Genomic DNA, 15,432 nt, shown 5'->3' on the forward strand with positions numbered 1-15,432 from the left:
CACGACCGGCATGCGGCCTTCTTCCCCTCATCAGCCATCTAGAAGGCACCGCCGCGGGAGCAAGCACGCCTGCCACCTTCGGCGGCCCGGCTCAAACCGATACGATCACCCGTCCGACGTTGGAGCCTCGGACCGCCTCCTCGGCCTCTTTGATCCGGTCGAGCGGAAAGCGCTGCGTGACGCTGACCTTGAACGGCGCCTTCCCGACCAGTGCGTTGCGGCGCTCGTCCGGGTCGAGGGGTGCGACCGGCACGATCCGAAGGCTCAGTTCCTCGGGAGCGCCGAAGCGGCCGATGACGACCGCCCGCATGGTTTCGGGAAGGTTCCGTGTCGCGCTCACGGCTCTTCCCGTACGAGCAAGCGGGAAGAGAACATCCGTAGGCCGGCCCCCCTTCTGCGGGCGGCGGCCTAGCGTCTGGTTAGACGATCGCCTTCGACCACCCGCCATAACGGTTCTTGATCGATCCCCGCGGCACCGACAGCGCGATCAGCGCCGCCCCTGCCAGCACGCGCAGCGCGATGCCGAGGAGGTCCTCGCCATAGGCGAAGGGCACGATCATCAGCGCGAGGCCGAGGGGGATGTTCACGAACCGGACCGCGCGCACGCTCTCCGCGAGCGCCGTCACCGTGACCGTCACGACGATCGCGCCGATGAGGTGGTCGGCATCGGCAAGGCCGCCCGCCGCGCCGAGCGTCAGCCGCGTGAACATCTCCGCGATGCCGATCGCGAGGCAGACCATGAGCGTCAAGGGCAGGGTGATGCCGCCGGTGAAGACGTCCCTGACCTGCGCGCCGACCGGCCGGGCGAACTCGTCCTCCGGCGTCTCGTCCTCACCCTCGTCCGTGCCGCCCGTGAACAGGATGCGGAGGGTCGGCTCGCCCGCCTTGTGCTTGCGCCAGAGGTAGCCGCACGTCGCGACCAGCTCGTCGACCGAGTAGGGGATCTGGATCAGCATCGCCGCCGCCGCGATCAGGCACAGCGTGCACCAGGTCCCGATCAGGATCGGCTGGATGATGATGAAGGTGATCGAGACCGCACCGAGCGGTACGATCATGATGCCGAAGAGGAGGACCAGCCACGGCATGGTCCGCCAGCGGCGGGTCGAGCCGACGAGGCCGGTCAGGATCTCCAGCATGTAGGTCAGCGCGCCGACCCCCGCGTCCGAGACCGGCCAGGCCTCGGAGATCCGTGAGGTGATGATCTCCTCGGTCCCGTTCTGCGGGTTGGCCGCAGCGCCGCCGAAGAAGGGCTCCCACACGCCGTCTATGTGCCCGAGCTGATAGGCCGTCAGGTAGCGCGAGACGTGTAGCCCCACGATGGCGAGCACGATGACCGGCAGGCGCTGAAGCCAGGCCGAAGGGTTGAAGGACCAGCCGGGCGGCACCGCCGGTCCCGTCTCCTTCGCGAGCGGCGAGAGGCCGGGCGGCGGGGGCAGGGCGACGGCGAGGCCGAAGACGACCGTCCCGACCAGGGTCCCGTGAAGGTACGCCGCCGCCGAGGGTGTCGAGACCGCGATCGGCGCGAACATGATCCAAATGCCGACCAGCGCGACGGCCCATCGCAAAACGCCGAGGCGCCGCTTCAGGCAGAGCGCGCCGAGGACGATGACGGCGAGCCCGGCCAGGACGTCCGACCAGCCGAGGAAGGCGCTGTCGTAACCCAGAAAGGCCGGCGCGCTCAGAAGCCAGGTTCCCGCGAACATGACCGCGAAGGGAGCCCACAGGTTCGCGCGATGCTGCGCCGTGGCCTTCTCGTCCGCATGCGCGCGCAATTGGTCTGGTTGCGCGCCGCGTTCTTCCGCCATCTGAAGCCAGCGCGGCGGGGTGATGTGGTTGCGCTCGTACCAGCCCGCCGGGTCTTCCTTCAAACGAGCGATCATGGCGGGCAGCTCGTCGAGGATGAAGTGCTTCGCCCGCCAGCCCAGGAGCCGCTCCGCCTCGTCCGTGTTCAGCGCGTAGTGGTCCGAAGAGAGGTCGATCATGAAGGGGCGGATGAACGGCTTCTGCCCCCGGTCGATCTCGTCGGGGACGAGCGGCTCGGTCTTGAGCTGCGCTTCGGCGGCGGCCTTGGCGAGGGGTTTCGGCACCGACAGCGTGCCCCAATGGTCCTTGCCGTGGATCAGCGCGCCAAGGCGGTTTTGCAGCCGCTCGTAGCTTACCGCCTCGCGCTCTCCGATCAGGACGACGTGTTCGTCGGGAAGCGCCTCGCGCCGGTCGACGACGGCGGCGAAGGCGTCCATCATGTCGTCCCGGTACAGAAAGGCCTGGCCGGCACTAAGGTCGCCCGAGTAGAAGCCCGACTTCAGGGACTTCTCGTAGATCCTCGCGATCTGATGGGACAGCGTCGGAACCGCCGTCTCCTCGTCGTAGAGCCCGGCGAGGTGGAGGAGGGTAACGGGAATGTCGCCCCGCTCCTCCCGGATGATCGTTTCGGTCTTCGCCTTCGATTCCGGGTACGCCCAACCGGGATCGAGCGGCGTGTCCTCGTCGATCCGCTCGCCCGGGCGCTTCGCCTCGTGCACGAGCATGGTGCCGGCGTAGACGAAGCGTTCGACTTCGAAGCGCTGCAGCGCCTGGAGGAGGTAGCGCGTGCCGTCCTCGTTGACGGCCTCGTATTTCGGGTCGTGCTCGCCCGTGAAGTCGAAGTAGCCGGCGAGGTGGATGACGGCGGCCACGTGATCGCCGCCCTTCTCGGCGATGCCCGCCAGGGCATCCTCGACCGCCTCCTTCTTCGTCAGGTCGAAGGTTTGCGAGATCGCGACGCCAGGGGCCTCGTGGCGATCCAGAACCGCAACGCGGTAGCGGTCTTGAAGCCGTTTCACGAGGCTCGAACCGATGTCGCCGCCGCCGCCGGTGATGATCACGAGGGGTCGTTCGCTGTCCGCCATGCCCGCCCTTCTTCCTAGCCGCGCGGGCCCGCCTGGACCGAGCGCCGAGCTGTCGGGTGACAGTGACGCTGGGAGCCCGGTTCCTTGAACGTTTATTCAACGGCCCGGGAACCAGCGCCGAGGCACGATGTTAGCGGCTGCAAAATCCTCTTCTTGATCCTCACCGCCCGCAGAGGAGCACAGCGCTTGGCGGAACAGGCCTCGACCGATCTCGACGACCACCGCCGCCTGTATCGGCGCGAGCGCGACGACGGTGCCGCGGCGCCTTCGAACCGCGAAGAAGAGCGGGAGACCGAGGATCGCCCGGCCGACCGAGACGAGCCCCCTGCGAAGCGCAAGCCTGCCGGCGAGCGGGACGAGGACGCTGCGCAGAAGGACGACGGACAAGACGGGAACGAGGAAGGCGACGAAGGGGACGACGATGAAGGCCCGACCATTCGCGACCGGCTTCATACGTGGCGCGGCAAAATCGTTGCGGGGGGTATCCTCCTCGTGCTCGTCGTCGCGGTCACCCTCGCCATCCTGTGGTGGCTCGACGCGCGGCAGTACGAAAGCACGAAGAACGCCTACATCGCCGCGCCGGTGGTGGACCTTTCCCCCGGCGTCAGCGGCCACATCGCCCGCATCCACGTGCGGAACAACGAGACCGTCCAGGCGGGCCAGCCCCTCCTGACCCTCGCGGGCGGCGGTTACGAGGTTTCTCTGTCGCGAGCGCAGGCGGAGGTCTCCGCAGCCGACGCGCAGGCCGCGCAGGCCCGCGCGTCCGTCGAGGTCGCGGCCGCCGAGCAGGAGCGGGCGCAGCGGGAGGTGAACCGGCTTCTCAGCGTCTCCGCCGCGGCGCGGGCGGGGCAGGAGCTCGACGCGGCGCAGGCGGCGCTGCGCTCGGCCAACGCCCGCGTCACCCAAGCCGAAGCCGACGTCCAGGCCGCCGAAGCGCGGCGGGAACAAGCCGCCGCCGCCCTCTCCGACGCGCAGCTCAACCAGCGCGACACGGTGCTTCTCGCGCCGATCACCGGACAGGTGACGAACTTCGACGCCGTGCCCGGCGACTACGTGACCACGGGCCAGCCCGTGCTTGCGCTGGTCGGCCGCGCCCGCTGGGTCGACGCCAACTTCAAGGAGGACCAGCTGCAGCTGATGCGGCCGGGTCAGCCCGTCACGGTCACCATCGACGCCTTTTCCGGCTTCGAGCTGCCCGCCCATGTCGAGAGCTTCCAGGTCGGCACCGGCGCCGAGTTCTCGCTCTTCCCGCCCCAGAACGCGACCGGCAACTGGGTCGAGACGACCCAGCGCGTGCCCGTCCGCATCCGCTTCGAGGAAGGCGCCTTCTCGGGCTTTCCTAGCGAAGCCCCCGTCCTGCCGGGCATGTCGGTGCAGGTGAAGGCCAAGGTCCGATGAGCGAGGCGCTGCCGCGCTCGGCGGCGAAGCCCGGCGTCAGCCCGCTGCTCGTCGCCGCCCTCGTCAGCTTCGGCACGCTGGTGGAGGCGCTCGACTCGACCGCGCTGTCGGTCTCGCTGAACACCGTCGCGGGCAATCTCGGGGTCGGGGCGGAGGAAAGCGACCTCATCCTCACGACCTACCTCGTCGCCAACGCCGCCGTCATGCCGATCTCCGGCTGGGCCGCGACCTATTTCGGGCGCAAGCGCTGGTTCATCACCTGCGTCATCCTCTTCACCGCCGCCTCCATGCTCTGCGCGGTCGCCTGGAACCTTCAGAGCCTGATCTTCTTCCGCATCATCCAAGGCGCGGCGGCGGCGGGGAACGCGGCGTCCGAAAGCTCGATCATCGCCGACAGCTTCACGCCGAAGAGGCGGGGCCTCGGCTTCGCGATCTACTCCATGGCCGTCGTCGTCGGGCCCGCCGCGGGCCCCATCCTCGGCGGCTGGGTCTCCGACGAGTACTCCTGGCGCTGGATCTTCTGGTCGAACGTGCCGGTCGGTATCATCGCGGCGACGGCCATGATCCTCGTGATCCAGGACACCCCAGCCGTGAAGCGCGAGACCAAGAGGGTACGCGACCTCGGCCTAAAGCGCGTCGACTGGTTCGGCGTCCTCCTCGCGGTCGGCGGCCTCGCGGCCTTCGAGATCTTCCTCGATGAGGGGCAGCCCCAGGACTGGTTCGCGAGCACGCTGATCCGCGTCGCCTTCGCTGTCGTCATCTTGTTCCTCGGGGTGCTGCCCTTTTGGGAGCTGAACAAGAAGAACCCGATCCTCGACATCCGGCTCTTCAAGAACCCGAACTTCGCGATCTCCTTCTGCCTGCTCTTCGCGATCGGCCTCAACCTCTTCGGCGCGACGACGGTCCTGCCGCTCATGCTGCAGCAGGCTTTCGGCTACTCGGCGACGCAGGCCGGCATCGCCGTCGCGCTCGGCGCGGTGCTCGTCTTCTTGTTCATCCCGGTGGCGGGGCGGCTGACGGGGTCGGTGCCGACCTGGACGCTCATCCTGCCGGGCTTCCTCATCCTGACCTTCTCGCTCTACCTGACCTCGAAGGTGAACCTCGAGTGGAGCTTCACCCAGATCGTCGGCGTACGCCTCGTCCAGGCGCTCGGCCTCGCCTTCCTCTTCGTGCCCGTGCAGAGCCACGCCTATATCGGCGTGCCGCCCGACAAGAGCGAGCAGGTCGGCGCCTTCATCAACCTCGCCCGGAATCTAGGCGGCTCGGTCGGCGTCGCCCTCGGCACGACCCTGCTCGCGCGCGGGCGGCAGAGCTTCCAGGAGACGCTGTCCGTCTACGCCAGCCCCTACAATGACGAGTACGTGCGCGCCGCGCAGCAGTTCGGCGGGCCGGGCGCCGTCTACCGCGAGCTTCAGGCGCAGGTCTCCATCCTCGCCTACGAGCAGGTGTTCTCATCTTCTCGGTCCTGACCCTGTCCGCCACCGTCCTCGTCCTCTTCCTCCGCGGCAAGCCGAGCGGCACGGAGGCGGGATGAGGCGTGCGCTCCTCTTCGCCGCCCTGGCCGCTGGCTGCACGACCCTCGGGCCCGAGCCGGAGGCGCCGCCCGCGCCCCAGGGCGGCTTCGAGGCCGTGAGCGGATCGGCAGGCACCGCGACGGGGCGGGCGACGGGCGAAGACCTCGCCGTCTGGTGGCGCGGTTTAGGCGACCCGGCCCTCACCCGCCTCATCGAGGAGGGTGCGCTCGGCAACCTGCAGCTCGCCCAAGCCGAAGCGCGCCTGCGCGCCGCCAGGGCCGAACGGGCGCAGGCGCGGGGCGGGGCGGGACCGAGCCTCGACGCTTCAGGCTCGGCCACCCGTACACGGATCAGCGAGAACGGCTTTCCCTTCGGCGGCGCGACGGGCGGCGGGGTCGCAGGGGGCGGAACCGAAAGCCCCGCGGCTTCGCGAAAGCAGAGCGCTTCCGCGCAAGCCGAGGACACTGGCGGCGCCGCGCCGGGCGGAGCGAGCAGCAACTTCCCCACGCCCGGCGACACGATCAACATCTTTCAGCTCGGCTTCGACGCCCGCTGGGAGCTCGACCTCTTCGGCGGGCTCACCCGAACCCTCCAGGCGGCGGACGCCCGCGTCGCGGCCTCGGCCTACGAGCTCGCCGACCTCCGCACGAGCCTCGTCGCCGAGATCGCTCGCGACTACGTCAGCTTACGGATCGCGCAGGCGAGGTTGGGCGCCGCCGAGGCGAACCTCGAAGCGGCGCAGGAGGTCGCGTCCCTGGTCGAAGAGCGCGCCGATGCGGGCTTCGTCACCGAGCTCGACTCTCTCAGGGCGGCCGCCGCCATCGACGCGATCAGCGTCCAGCTGCCGCCCCTTCGCGCGACGATCGCGCAGACCGGGCACCGCCTCAGCATCCTGACAGGCGAGCGGCCGGGCAGCCTCGCAGACCTCCTCGATCCCGCCCCGCCGCCCGTGCCGGAGGACGGCGCCATCCCCGTCGGCGTGCCCGCCGACCTCGTGCGCCGCCGCCCCGACATCCGCGCGGCGGAGGCGCAGCTGCGCGCGGCGACCTACGCCATCGGCGCCTCGCAGGCGGACCTCTACCCGAACATCGCCCTGACGGGGCAGGTCGGCTTGCAAAGCCAGGACGCGGACAGCCTTTTCGACTGGGGCAGCCGCACCTGGTCCTTGGGCGCGGACGTCCTCGCGCCGATCTTCGACCGCGGGCGCAGGCGCGCGCGGGTCGAGCAGCGCCGGGCCGAGGCCGAGGGCGCGCTCGCCGCCTACCGCCTTGCCGTCCTCACCGCGATCGGCGAGGTCGAGGACGCGATCGTCGGCCTGCGCGAGGATCGCCTTCGGCTCACGACGGTGGAGGCCCTCGCGGACAAGAACCGCCGCGCGCTCGCCCTTGCGCGCGAACGCTACGCCGCGGGCCTCGTCACCCTGCTCGACGTGCTCGAGGCGCAGCAGGACCTCGTCAGCGCCGAGGATCAGCTCGCCCAGGCGCGCGGCGCCGTCACGATCGACGCCGCCGCGCTGTTCAAGGCCCTGGGCGGCGGCTGGCCCGCGGACGACGCGACGAAAGAAGGAGAGGACATATGAGACGACTTTCCCTGACGGCGATCCTGCTCCTCGCCGCCTGCTCCGACCCGCTCGAGGACGCGCCGAAGGGTCAGACGATCCCGACCGACCAGGAGTACGCCACCGACTACGCCGCTGGTTCCGCCGGCGGCGGGGGCACGGGCGGCGCAGAGATGGGCGGTGGGGGCTCCGGCGCGCAGTCCGGCCCCTCCGGAAGCGGCGGCGAGGGCGGCGCCATGACGCCCGGCGGGGGTGGCGAACAGACCCAAACGCTCAGTCCGGGCGCGCAACAGGCAGGTCAGGCCTCGCCGAGCGCAGCAAGCGGCCAGACGGCGCCGCTCGCCTCCGGTCAGACCGGGCAGGGCGCGACCTCGGGCAGCGGGCCGCAGTAGCGATTAGTCGGGCAGAACCCGCGCCTGCTCGTCCCAGTCGCGAAAGCCGCGCACCTCGCCGCGTTCCCGCAGCGCCGTCACGGCGTCCAAGCCAACCTCCGCATGGACCCAGCCCGGCTCGTCCATGCGGCCGAGCTTGGCGACGCCGTCCGGCACGCTCCGTTGATCGGGCGGCAAGAACAGCCCCGCCGCCCCCCGGTTCACGTCGAGCGCCCGCGTCCACGGCGCCTCGCCCACGGTCGGCGCTTGCACCACGGCACACTGGTTCTCGAGCGCTCGCGCCTGCGCCCCGATCCGCACGCGCCAGTAGCCCGCGAGCGTGTCCGTGCAGGACGGACAGACCAGAAGCGCCGCCCCCCGCGCGGCGAGGTCGCGGGCGAGGAGCGGAAACTCGACGTCGTAGCAGATCAGCACCCCGACCTTGCCGAAGGGCGTCTCGAACAGCGTCAGCGCGTCGCCGCCGGACAAGCGCCACTCCTCCCGGTCGAAAGGCGTCAGGATCGCCTTGTCCTGGACGTCGAGAATGCCGTCCGGCGAGAAGACGCTCGCGCGGTTGACCAGGCGGTCGCCCGTCCGCCGCGGCGCGCTCGGCCCGACGATCCATACCCCCAGGCGGGCCGCGAGCGCGGCGAGGTGGTCGTCCACCGCCGGCAGCAGGTCCTGGAGTTTCTCGGTCGCGCCCGAGAGGTCGCGGTTCGCCGCCCGCCCGAACACCGCCATCGCCTCGGCGCCCGCATACTCGGGAAAGACCAGGAGCTGCGCGCCCGCGCCTGCCGCCTCCTCGCACCAGGCGGTCAACTTGCCGAGGTAGGCGGAGAGCGTCGCTGGCTCCTCGATCGGGTACTGGGCGAGGGCGAGGCGAAGCGCGTTCACGCTTCCGGCTCCAACGCCTTCGTCCAATAAGCCATCGGCTTCTCGGTCTCCTCGTGCTGACCGACCTCGCGCCAGGCGAAGGCCGTCCTCACGCCGTCGAGCCTCTCGTAGCCCCGCGCCCGCCAGAACCCATCGAGCGGGCGGTAACCCGCCGGTTTGAAGGAATGGCGTTCGGGCCGCTCAACGGCGCAGAAGCAGGCGCGCGCGTAGCCGCCTTCCCGCGCGGCGGCTTCGCGGCCGTCGAAGAAGGCGTGGCCGATCCCTCGGCCGCGATAGGCGGGCAGAAGGACCGACTCGCCGAGGTAGTAGACAGCGGCGAGGTCGAAGAGGGGCGCGATCGGCGCGGCGAAGGCTTCGTCCCTGTCTGTGATGGCCGAGGCCGTCGCGCAGCCGACAACGCGGCCTTCGTCCTCCACCACGACCGCGACCGCGTCCTTGGCCTGAGCGAAGCCTTCCAAGTAGCGGCGCTCATACGCCTCGTCGCCGTCATAGAGGTAGGGATAGTCCCGGAAGACCTCGATCCGCAGCGCCGCGATGGCCGGGAGGGCGGGCTCGACCTCGCCCCCGCGAAGCGTTCTGACCGTCAGGGCTCGTTCGGCGTTCATCGCGTGCACCTCCTCTCCAGCGTCTGACCTATCGGCTGAGGAAGGAGGGTCAACGCGGCGATGCGCAAGGCTGCATTCTGAAGAGAAGTTCAGCGGGCGGAAGCGAGCGCGATCCCTAGCTAGAAGGCATGACGAGCCCGATAGCGTTGCTCTTGTACGGCCTCTTCGTCCTCGCGGCGATCGGCGGGATAGGCTGGCTTCTCAAGAGGCTGGGCCACGCCGAGGCCGCCCTGCCGACGCGCGACGCCGCCGCCGCGCTGGTGAAGGAGGCGACCGGCGCGCCGCCGCAAGGCCCGCCCTTCGAGACGGAGAACGCCGTCCTCTTTCGTACCCGCGAAGGCGCCTGCATCGTCCGCTCGCACGGCAGCCACACCCACCTGCGCAACCTCGTGCCCGGCGACCTCCGCCGCGCGGACGCGCAGGACCACAAGCTGCGGCTTCGCCTCAGGAGCTTCGAGGAGCCGGTCGTCACGCTGCGCACCGAGGATCCCGAGGCGCTGTCTCGGTGGCTGGCCGAGGCGGGCGTCGTCCCGGGACCACTACCCGAGGCGCTGTCGGGCGGGGCGGCCCGGCGCTAGGGTAGGGGCATGAGCCCCGACGAGCTGCCAGACCTCTCCTCCTTCGCGGCGCCCGTCTACATCGCCTTCATCCTGCTCGAGATCGCGCTGATCACGACGGCTAGGGCCCGCGGGGCCTACGAATCGAAGGACGCGACGACCAGCCTCTTCATGGGCGCGGGGAACGTCGCTTTCGGCCTCCTGCTGGCAGGCACGGTCTACGCCGCGATCTACGCAGGCCTTCTCTGGCTGCATCGCTTCGCGCTTCTCGACATAGGCTTGAGCCTCTGGGCGGTCGCGGCCTGCTTCGTCCTCGACGACCTCGCCTACTATTGGAGCCACCGCTTCAGCCACGAGGTCCGCTGGGCCTGGGCGAACCACGTCGTCCACCACAGCTCTCGGCACTACAATCTGACGACCTCGCTTCGGCAGCCCTGGTTCGGCTTCACGACGGGGTTGTTCGTCCTGAAGGTGCCGCTCGTCCTGATCGGCTTCCATCCGGGCCTGATCGCCTTCTGCAGCTCGCTGAATCTGCTCTATCAGTTCTTCATTCACACCGAGACGGTGGGGCGGCTGCCGCGATGGGCCGAAGCGGTGTTCAACACCCCCTCGCATCACCGCGTCCATCATGGACGCAACCCGCGCTACCTCGACGCCAACTATGGCGGGGTCCTCATCGTCTGGGACCGGCTCTTCGGGACCTTCGTGCCCGAGGACGAGACGGAACCCGTGGCCTACGGGCTCGTCTCCGACATCGCGACCTTCAACCCGCTCAGGGTGGCCGTGCACGAGTACGTCTCTATCGGCCGGGACGTCGGGCGGCCGGGCCTGACGATGCGCCAGAGGCTCGCCTACGCCTTCGCGCGCCCCGGCTGGTCCCACGACGGCAGCCGCAAGACCAGCGCCCAGATCAAACGGGCGGCGAGCCTCACGCCGCGGGGCGAGGTCACACAGGCCCCCGCCCCGCCAGAGGATCTCACTCCGCCTCGTCCTGCGCCTGCTGGAACTCCGCTTCGATCCTGAGGTCCACCTCCGCGCCGACGTTCGGCACGGCGTAGCCGAGGTTCCACTCGGTCCGGTCGAGCGTCCCCGTCGCGCTGATGCCGAAGGCGGGGATCTCGGCCATCGGGTGCATGCCCGCGCCGTTGAGCGTCACGTCGAGCGTGACCGGGCGGGTCACGCCCTTCATCGTCAGGTCGCCGGTCAACGTTCCGCTCGTCGCGCTCTCCATCTCGATCCCGGTCGATACGAAGGTGATCTCGGGGTACTGCGCGACGTCGAACATGTCGGCGCTCTGCAGGTGCTCGTCGAACTTCTCGACCGCCGAGTTGATGGAGGTCGGGTCGATCTCGACGCGCAGCGTGCTGGCGGCGGGGGCGTCCGGGTTCACTTCCGCCGTCGCGTCGAACGAGTCGAAGCGCAGGACCGGGTGCGACATGCCGAGGTGGCTGTAGCTCATCGTGATGTAGGCGTGGCCGGGGTCGACGACGTAGGTCCCGGCCGGGATCGCGGCGAGCGGGTTCTCTTCTTCGACGCTCTCCGCCTCCGCCTCGATGACCTGCTGGTCGACGGGTTCGTCGGCGCTCGCGGCCTGTTCCGCTGTCTGTCGGCTCTGAGCGGGCGCCTCGCTTGCCTCACCGCCGCAGGCGGCGAGGAGCAGCGCGGCGAGGGACGTCGTCAGAAGGGCGGGGGTCTTGAGCGTCATGAGGGCCTCTCTCGGTAGGGGACCTGACCGAGCTAAGGCGCAGTGCGGGGGCTGACCACGCCACGGGGCGGCAAACTGTCTTGCGCGGCGGGGGCCGCTCTTGCCTTGCGCCATCGTGACACCGGGCCTTCGAGCCTCTATCTGCCGTCCATGGTCACCCTCATCGACGAGCGCACGGGCCGCGCCGCGCTGCGCCATCCCGAGAAGCAGAAGCGCCCCGACAGCCCCGTGCTGCGCAAGCCCGAATGGATCCGCGTCAAGGCGCCGGTCTCCAAGGGCTACGCCGAGACGCGCGAGATCGTCCGCTCCAAGGGCCTCGTCACCGTGTGCGAAGAGGCCGCCTGCCCGAACATCGGCGAGTGCTGGGACAAGAAGCACGCGACCATGATGATCCTCGGCGACACCTGCACGCGGGCCTGCGCCTTCTGCAACGTGAAGACCGGGATGCCGCAGGGCCTCGACCGGCAGGAGCCGGAGAACGTCGGCCGCGCCGTGGCCGAGATGGGCCTTAACCACGTCGTCATCACGAGCGTGGACCGCGACGACCTCGAGGACGGCGGCGCGCAGCACTTCGTCGAGGTGATCGAAGCCATCCGCGCGGCCTCGCCCGGCACGACGATCGAGATCCTGACCCCGGACTTCCTGCGCAAGCCGCTCGGTGCGGTCGAGAGCGTGATCGACGCGCGGCCCGACGTCTTCAACCACAATCTGGAGACGGTGCCGCGGCTCTACCTCAAGATCCGCCCCGGCGCGCGCTACTACCACTCGCTGCGCCTCTTGGAGCGGGTCAAGGAGCGCGACCCGAACGCCTTCACCAAGTCCGGCATCATGGTCGGCCTCGGCGAGACGCGCGAAGAGGTCATGCAGGTCATGGACGACATGCGCTCTGCCGGCATCGACTTCCTGACCATCGGCCAGTACCTGCAGCCGACCCGCAAGCACGCGGCCGTCGACCGCTTCGTCACGCCGGAGGAGTTCAAGGGCTACGAGGCGGTCGCTCGCGCCAAGGGGTTCGCCATGGTCTCCGCGAGCCCGCTGACGCGCAGCTCCTACCACGCGGACGCCGACTTCGCGGCGCTCAAGGCGGCCCGCGCCGCCCGAGGCTGACGGGTGCCCGCCCATCACGAGCGGCGGGCGCTTCCCTACACGCCCGAACAGATGTTCGACCTCGTCGCGGACGTTCGCGACTACCCGCGCTTCATTCCCTGGATCGAGGCGCTGCGGGTGCGCGAGGAGGCGGTGACTGACGGCACGGGCCGTCTGCTCGCGGACATGGTCGTCGGCTACAAGATGTTCCGCGAGACCATGCGGTCCGAGGTGCGCCTCGACCGCGGCGCGCGGACGATCGGCGTCGACTACGTCCGAGGACCTCTCAAGCGCCTGACGAACGACTGGCGGTTCGAGGAGGACGGGGCGGGCTGCGTCGTCGACTTCCGCATCGACTTCGCCTTCAAGAACCGCCTGATGGAGGCGGCGGCGGGGCAGTTGATGCAGCGCGGCTTCCTGAAGCTCGTCGAGGCCTTCGAAGCCGAGGCGGCACGACGCTACGGTTGACGTGCAGCGGACTCACGGCCGATTTATCGATTTTCGAGATTAAACCACTTGAAAGGAAGCGTGAGCCTTCCAACCTTCAGGACACGGCAACTTCCCGCCGCCTTAGCCTCGGAGGAGTCCTGATGGAGACTACGTCTAATAATTCGCCCCGCGTCTTCGACGAGCGGGAGTTTACACGCCAGTTACGTCCGGCGTGGACACCGCTCAACATTGCGCTGATGGTGTTTCTGTTCGTCGTTGGTCTTTGGCCCCTCGGTCTCGCTGCCATCGTTTACATGAGCTACGGCCGTGAGATGGGGATCGACCTTTCGAACTGGGGCAAGGCGAAGCGCTCCGGGTCGCACCTGATGAGCAGCGTCAAGCGCTCGGCGCAACCGAAGTCCGGCAACGCCGCCTTCGACGACTGGCGCGATCAGGAGATGACCCGCCTCGACGAGGAGCGCCGCAAGCTGGACGAAGCCCGCGCCGAGTTCGAAGAGTACGTCTCGGAGCTGCGCAAGGCCCGCGACCGTGAGGAGTTCGAGAGCTTCCAACGTCGTCGCAACTCGACGATCGACGGGACGCCCGACGAAGGCACGACCGCCGCGTAAGGCAGCGCATCGACCGGAGATTGGGGGAGGGCGGCGGAGCGAAAGCTTCGCCGCTTTCCCGTCCGGGGTTCGCTTACCGGTCCGGCGCGCCCGTCCCGCCCGGATCGGCGCCCTGCGGAATGCCCGGCATCTGACCGACCCCGCCGATCAGCTGCTCGAGGAAGCTCAGCTCCTTGCCGCGCGTCGGCGTCTCGCGGCCGACGATGTTCACGTCCCGCCCGTCCGCCAGCGTGTAGTTGTCGATCGAGGCGACCCGGCCCTCGTCGTCGAAGTTGAAGGCGACCACCTGCCGCTGCGTCGTCTGCGTCTCGTAGAAGGCGCGCGAGTTCGTCGCCGAGGAGACGTAGTACCAGACGTCGTTCGACATGGCCGGCCGGACGGACGGCTCGCCGTAGCGCGCCAGCACGGATTCGCGCGTGTCGATGCCGACTTCGGCCTGAAGCGAGTCCTCGCCCCGCTCGATCACGTAGCCATGCCGCGCCCGCGTCGAGACGCAGGCCGTCAGGGACAGCGTGAGGGCGAGGAGGAGGAGCGTACGCATGGAGTCTCTCCGGCGGGGTCGAGCTTGGAACGCGCGGTCAGGCACGCCATATCACGGCTTCGTTGGGTCGCACGACGCGGCCGCTTTCGCAAGATCGGACGCTCTTGGCTCTCGCAACGTTAAAGGACAGGCTCGCCCGCGCCTTCGGGCACGACCCCGAACAGGCGGCGGCGGTGGACCTCTACACGCGCATCGTGGCGCAGGCGCGCGAGCCTGCCTTCTACACCGACTACGGCGTGCCCGACACGGTGGAGGGCCGCTACGACCTCCTGACCCTGCACATGTTCCTCGTCCTTCGGCGCCTCAAGCGCGAGGCGGGACAGACCAAGCCCTTCGCGCAGAAGCTGTTCGACGTCATGTTCCGCAACATGGACGACAGCCTTCGCGAGATGGGCGTCGGCGACCTCAAGGTCGGGGCCAAGGTGCGGGGGCTGGCCGAGGACTTCTACGGCCGCCTCGGCGCCTATGAGCGCGCGCTCGACGCGGAGGGCTCGCTTGACGACGCGATCTCGCGCAACGTGTTCGGCGAGGACGCGTCCCCGGCGGCGCCGCGCCTCGCGGCCTACACCCGGACGGCGGATCGTGCGCTCGGAACGCAAGCCATAGCCGATCTCAAGTCCGGCCACGTGACCTTTCCCGACCCCGAGACCACGCAAGAGTCGATGGAGGAGCCTCGATGACCTCGCCCTATAAGAGCTTCACCCGCCGCATCGAGACCGCGAAGCTGGCCGCCGGCCAGCCCTTCGCCGTCGAGCTGACCATGGAAGAGGCCGACCGCGAAGCGCTCGCCAAGGCGTTCGGCCTGCCGGGCGTCGAGGCGCTTTCCGGCGAGGCGACGGCGGCCCGGACGGGCGGCCTGATCGAGGTCGAGGGGGTCGTGCGGGCCCGCCTCACCCGCCAATGCGTCGTGTCCCTCGAGGAGATGTCCGAGGTGATCGAGGAGCCCTTCCTCGTCACCTACACCGAGGATGCCGGCGAGATCGAGGAGGGCGAGTTCGAGGCGGATCTCGAGGCGCCAGAGCCCGTCGAGGGCGGCGCCATCGACCTCGGCGACGTCCTCCTCGAGCAGCTTGTCCTGGCGATCGACCCCCATCCGCGAAAGGACGGCGCCGTTCCGCCCGCGGATCCGGGGGCGGGGGGACGCATCACGCCCTTCGACGTGCTCGCCAAGCTCAAAGAAGAGGGCTGACGCCGGGCCGCCAGGCGGCGTTTGGGGTTGGCTTCGGTCTGAGCTAGACCGAAGCCCGTGAACGGTTG

The 15,432-nt window shown here is 69.5% G+C and carries 17 protein-coding genes; 11 read left to right on the forward strand and 6 right to left on the reverse strand.

The features are described from left to right. Positions 1-91: 91 nt before the first annotated feature. Positions 92-340: a hypothetical protein gene (locus tag GGQ59_RS10880; protein WP_183818460.1), complete on the reverse strand. Its 249-nt coding sequence runs from the start codon at positions 338-340 to the stop codon at positions 92-94. A gap of 79 nt (positions 341-419) precedes the next feature. Then, a complete protein-coding gene (locus GGQ59_RS10885) occupies positions 420-2,888 on the reverse strand; it encodes a vitamin K epoxide reductase family protein (protein ID WP_183818462.1) in 2,469 nt (822 codons plus the stop codon). A 186-nt stretch (positions 2,889-3,074) separates the two neighbouring features. Here GGQ59_RS10885 and GGQ59_RS10890 point away from each other — a divergent pair, with 186 nt between their 5' ends. The 4 genes from GGQ59_RS10890 to GGQ59_RS10905 all read left to right on the forward strand — a co-directional run bounded on the left by GGQ59_RS10890 (position 3,075) and on the right by GGQ59_RS10905 (position 7,750). After that, positions 3,075-4,286 carry an HlyD family secretion protein gene (locus GGQ59_RS10890; protein WP_183818464.1) on the forward strand — a complete coding sequence of 404 codons (1,212 nt, stop codon included), beginning with the start codon at positions 3,075-3,077 and terminating at the stop codon, positions 4,284-4,286. After that, positions 4,283-5,755 carry a DHA2 family efflux MFS transporter permease subunit gene (locus tag GGQ59_RS10895; RefSeq protein ID WP_183818466.1) on the forward strand — a complete coding sequence of 491 codons (1,473 nt, stop codon included), beginning with the start codon at positions 4,283-4,285 and terminating at the stop codon, positions 5,753-5,755. Before GGQ59_RS10890 ends, GGQ59_RS10895 begins: the two co-directional genes overlap by 4 nt. Positions 5,756-5,816: 61 nt before the next feature. Next, entirely contained in the window at positions 5,817-7,379 is a 1,563-nt protein-coding gene (locus GGQ59_RS10900; protein WP_183818468.1) for an efflux transporter outer membrane subunit, read from the forward strand. Further along, positions 7,376-7,750, forward strand: a complete 375-nt coding sequence (locus GGQ59_RS10905; protein WP_183818470.1) for a hypothetical protein — start codon at positions 7,376-7,378, stop codon at positions 7,748-7,750. Before GGQ59_RS10900 ends, GGQ59_RS10905 begins: the two co-directional genes overlap by 4 nt. A gap of 3 nt (positions 7,751-7,753) precedes the next feature. On the opposite strand, the gene GGQ59_RS10910 is transcribed toward GGQ59_RS10905, so the two are convergent. Then, positions 7,754-8,623 carry a nitrilase-related carbon-nitrogen hydrolase gene (locus GGQ59_RS10910; protein ID WP_183818472.1) on the reverse strand — a complete coding sequence of 290 codons (870 nt, stop codon included), beginning with the start codon at positions 8,621-8,623 and terminating at the stop codon, positions 7,754-7,756. After that, positions 8,620-9,228, reverse strand: a complete 609-nt coding sequence (locus GGQ59_RS10915; RefSeq protein ID WP_221400996.1) for a GNAT family N-acetyltransferase — start codon at positions 9,226-9,228, stop codon at positions 8,620-8,622. Before GGQ59_RS10915 ends, GGQ59_RS10910 begins: the two co-directional genes overlap by 4 nt. 128 nt (positions 9,229-9,356) lie before the next feature. Here GGQ59_RS10915 and GGQ59_RS10920 point away from each other — a divergent pair, with 128 nt between their 5' ends. Together GGQ59_RS10920 and GGQ59_RS10925 are read left to right on the forward strand one after the other, a co-directional pair. Further along, the gene (locus tag GGQ59_RS10920; protein ID WP_183818474.1) at positions 9,357-9,806 is read left to right on the forward strand and encodes a hypothetical protein; all 450 of its coding nucleotides are present in this window, start codon (positions 9,357-9,359) and stop codon (positions 9,804-9,806) included. Positions 9,807-9,815: 9 nt separating this feature from the next. Next, positions 9,816-10,808 carry a sterol desaturase family protein gene (locus GGQ59_RS10925; RefSeq protein ID WP_183818476.1) on the forward strand — a complete coding sequence of 331 codons (993 nt, stop codon included), beginning with the start codon at positions 9,816-9,818 and terminating at the stop codon, positions 10,806-10,808. Here GGQ59_RS10925 and GGQ59_RS10930 read toward each other — a convergent pair. Then, positions 10,762-11,490, reverse strand: coding sequence for a YceI family protein (locus GGQ59_RS10930; protein ID WP_183818478.1), 729 nt, complete (start codon positions 11,488-11,490; stop codon positions 10,762-10,764). The genes GGQ59_RS10925 and GGQ59_RS10930 overlap by 47 nt on opposite strands. A 150-nt stretch (positions 11,491-11,640) precedes the next feature. Between GGQ59_RS10930 and lipA the strand changes: the two genes are divergently transcribed. The 3 genes from lipA to GGQ59_RS10945 all read left to right on the forward strand — a co-directional run bounded on the left by lipA (position 11,641) and on the right by GGQ59_RS10945 (position 13,634). Beyond that, complete coding sequence (lipA, locus tag GGQ59_RS10935) at positions 11,641-12,597, forward strand: lipoyl synthase (RefSeq protein ID WP_183818480.1); 957 nt, start codon at positions 11,641-11,643, stop codon at positions 12,595-12,597. 3 nt (positions 12,598-12,600) lie between these two features. Next, positions 12,601-13,044, forward strand: a complete 444-nt coding sequence (locus GGQ59_RS10940; RefSeq protein ID WP_183818482.1) for an SRPBCC family protein — start codon at positions 12,601-12,603, stop codon at positions 13,042-13,044. 122 nt (positions 13,045-13,166) lie between these two features. Then, positions 13,167-13,634 (forward strand): DUF2852 domain-containing protein, encoded by a 468-nt coding sequence (locus GGQ59_RS10945; RefSeq protein WP_183818484.1) that lies wholly within the window; start codon positions 13,167-13,169, stop codon positions 13,632-13,634. 73 nt (positions 13,635-13,707) lie between these two features. On the opposite strand, the gene GGQ59_RS10950 is transcribed toward GGQ59_RS10945, so the two are convergent. Further along, positions 13,708-14,175, reverse strand: a complete 468-nt coding sequence (locus GGQ59_RS10950) for an outer membrane protein assembly factor BamE (RefSeq protein ID WP_183818486.1) — start codon at positions 14,173-14,175, stop codon at positions 13,708-13,710. A 104-nt stretch (positions 14,176-14,279) separates the two neighbouring features. Between GGQ59_RS10950 and GGQ59_RS10955 the strand changes: the two genes are divergently transcribed. Both GGQ59_RS10955 and GGQ59_RS10960 read left to right on the forward strand, forming a co-directional pair. Beyond that, complete coding sequence (locus GGQ59_RS10955) at positions 14,280-14,855, forward strand: ubiquinol-cytochrome C chaperone family protein (RefSeq protein WP_221400998.1); 576 nt, start codon at positions 14,280-14,282, stop codon at positions 14,853-14,855. Further along, entirely contained in the window at positions 14,852-15,364 is a 513-nt protein-coding gene (locus GGQ59_RS10960) for a YceD family protein (RefSeq protein WP_183818488.1), read from the forward strand. Before GGQ59_RS10955 ends, GGQ59_RS10960 begins: the two co-directional genes overlap by 4 nt. Positions 15,365-15,432: the final 68 nt, after the last annotated feature.

This window comes from Parvularcula dongshanensis (assembly GCF_014199615.1).
Lineage (GTDB): Bacteria > Pseudomonadota > Alphaproteobacteria > Caulobacterales > Parvularculaceae > Parvularcula > Parvularcula dongshanensis.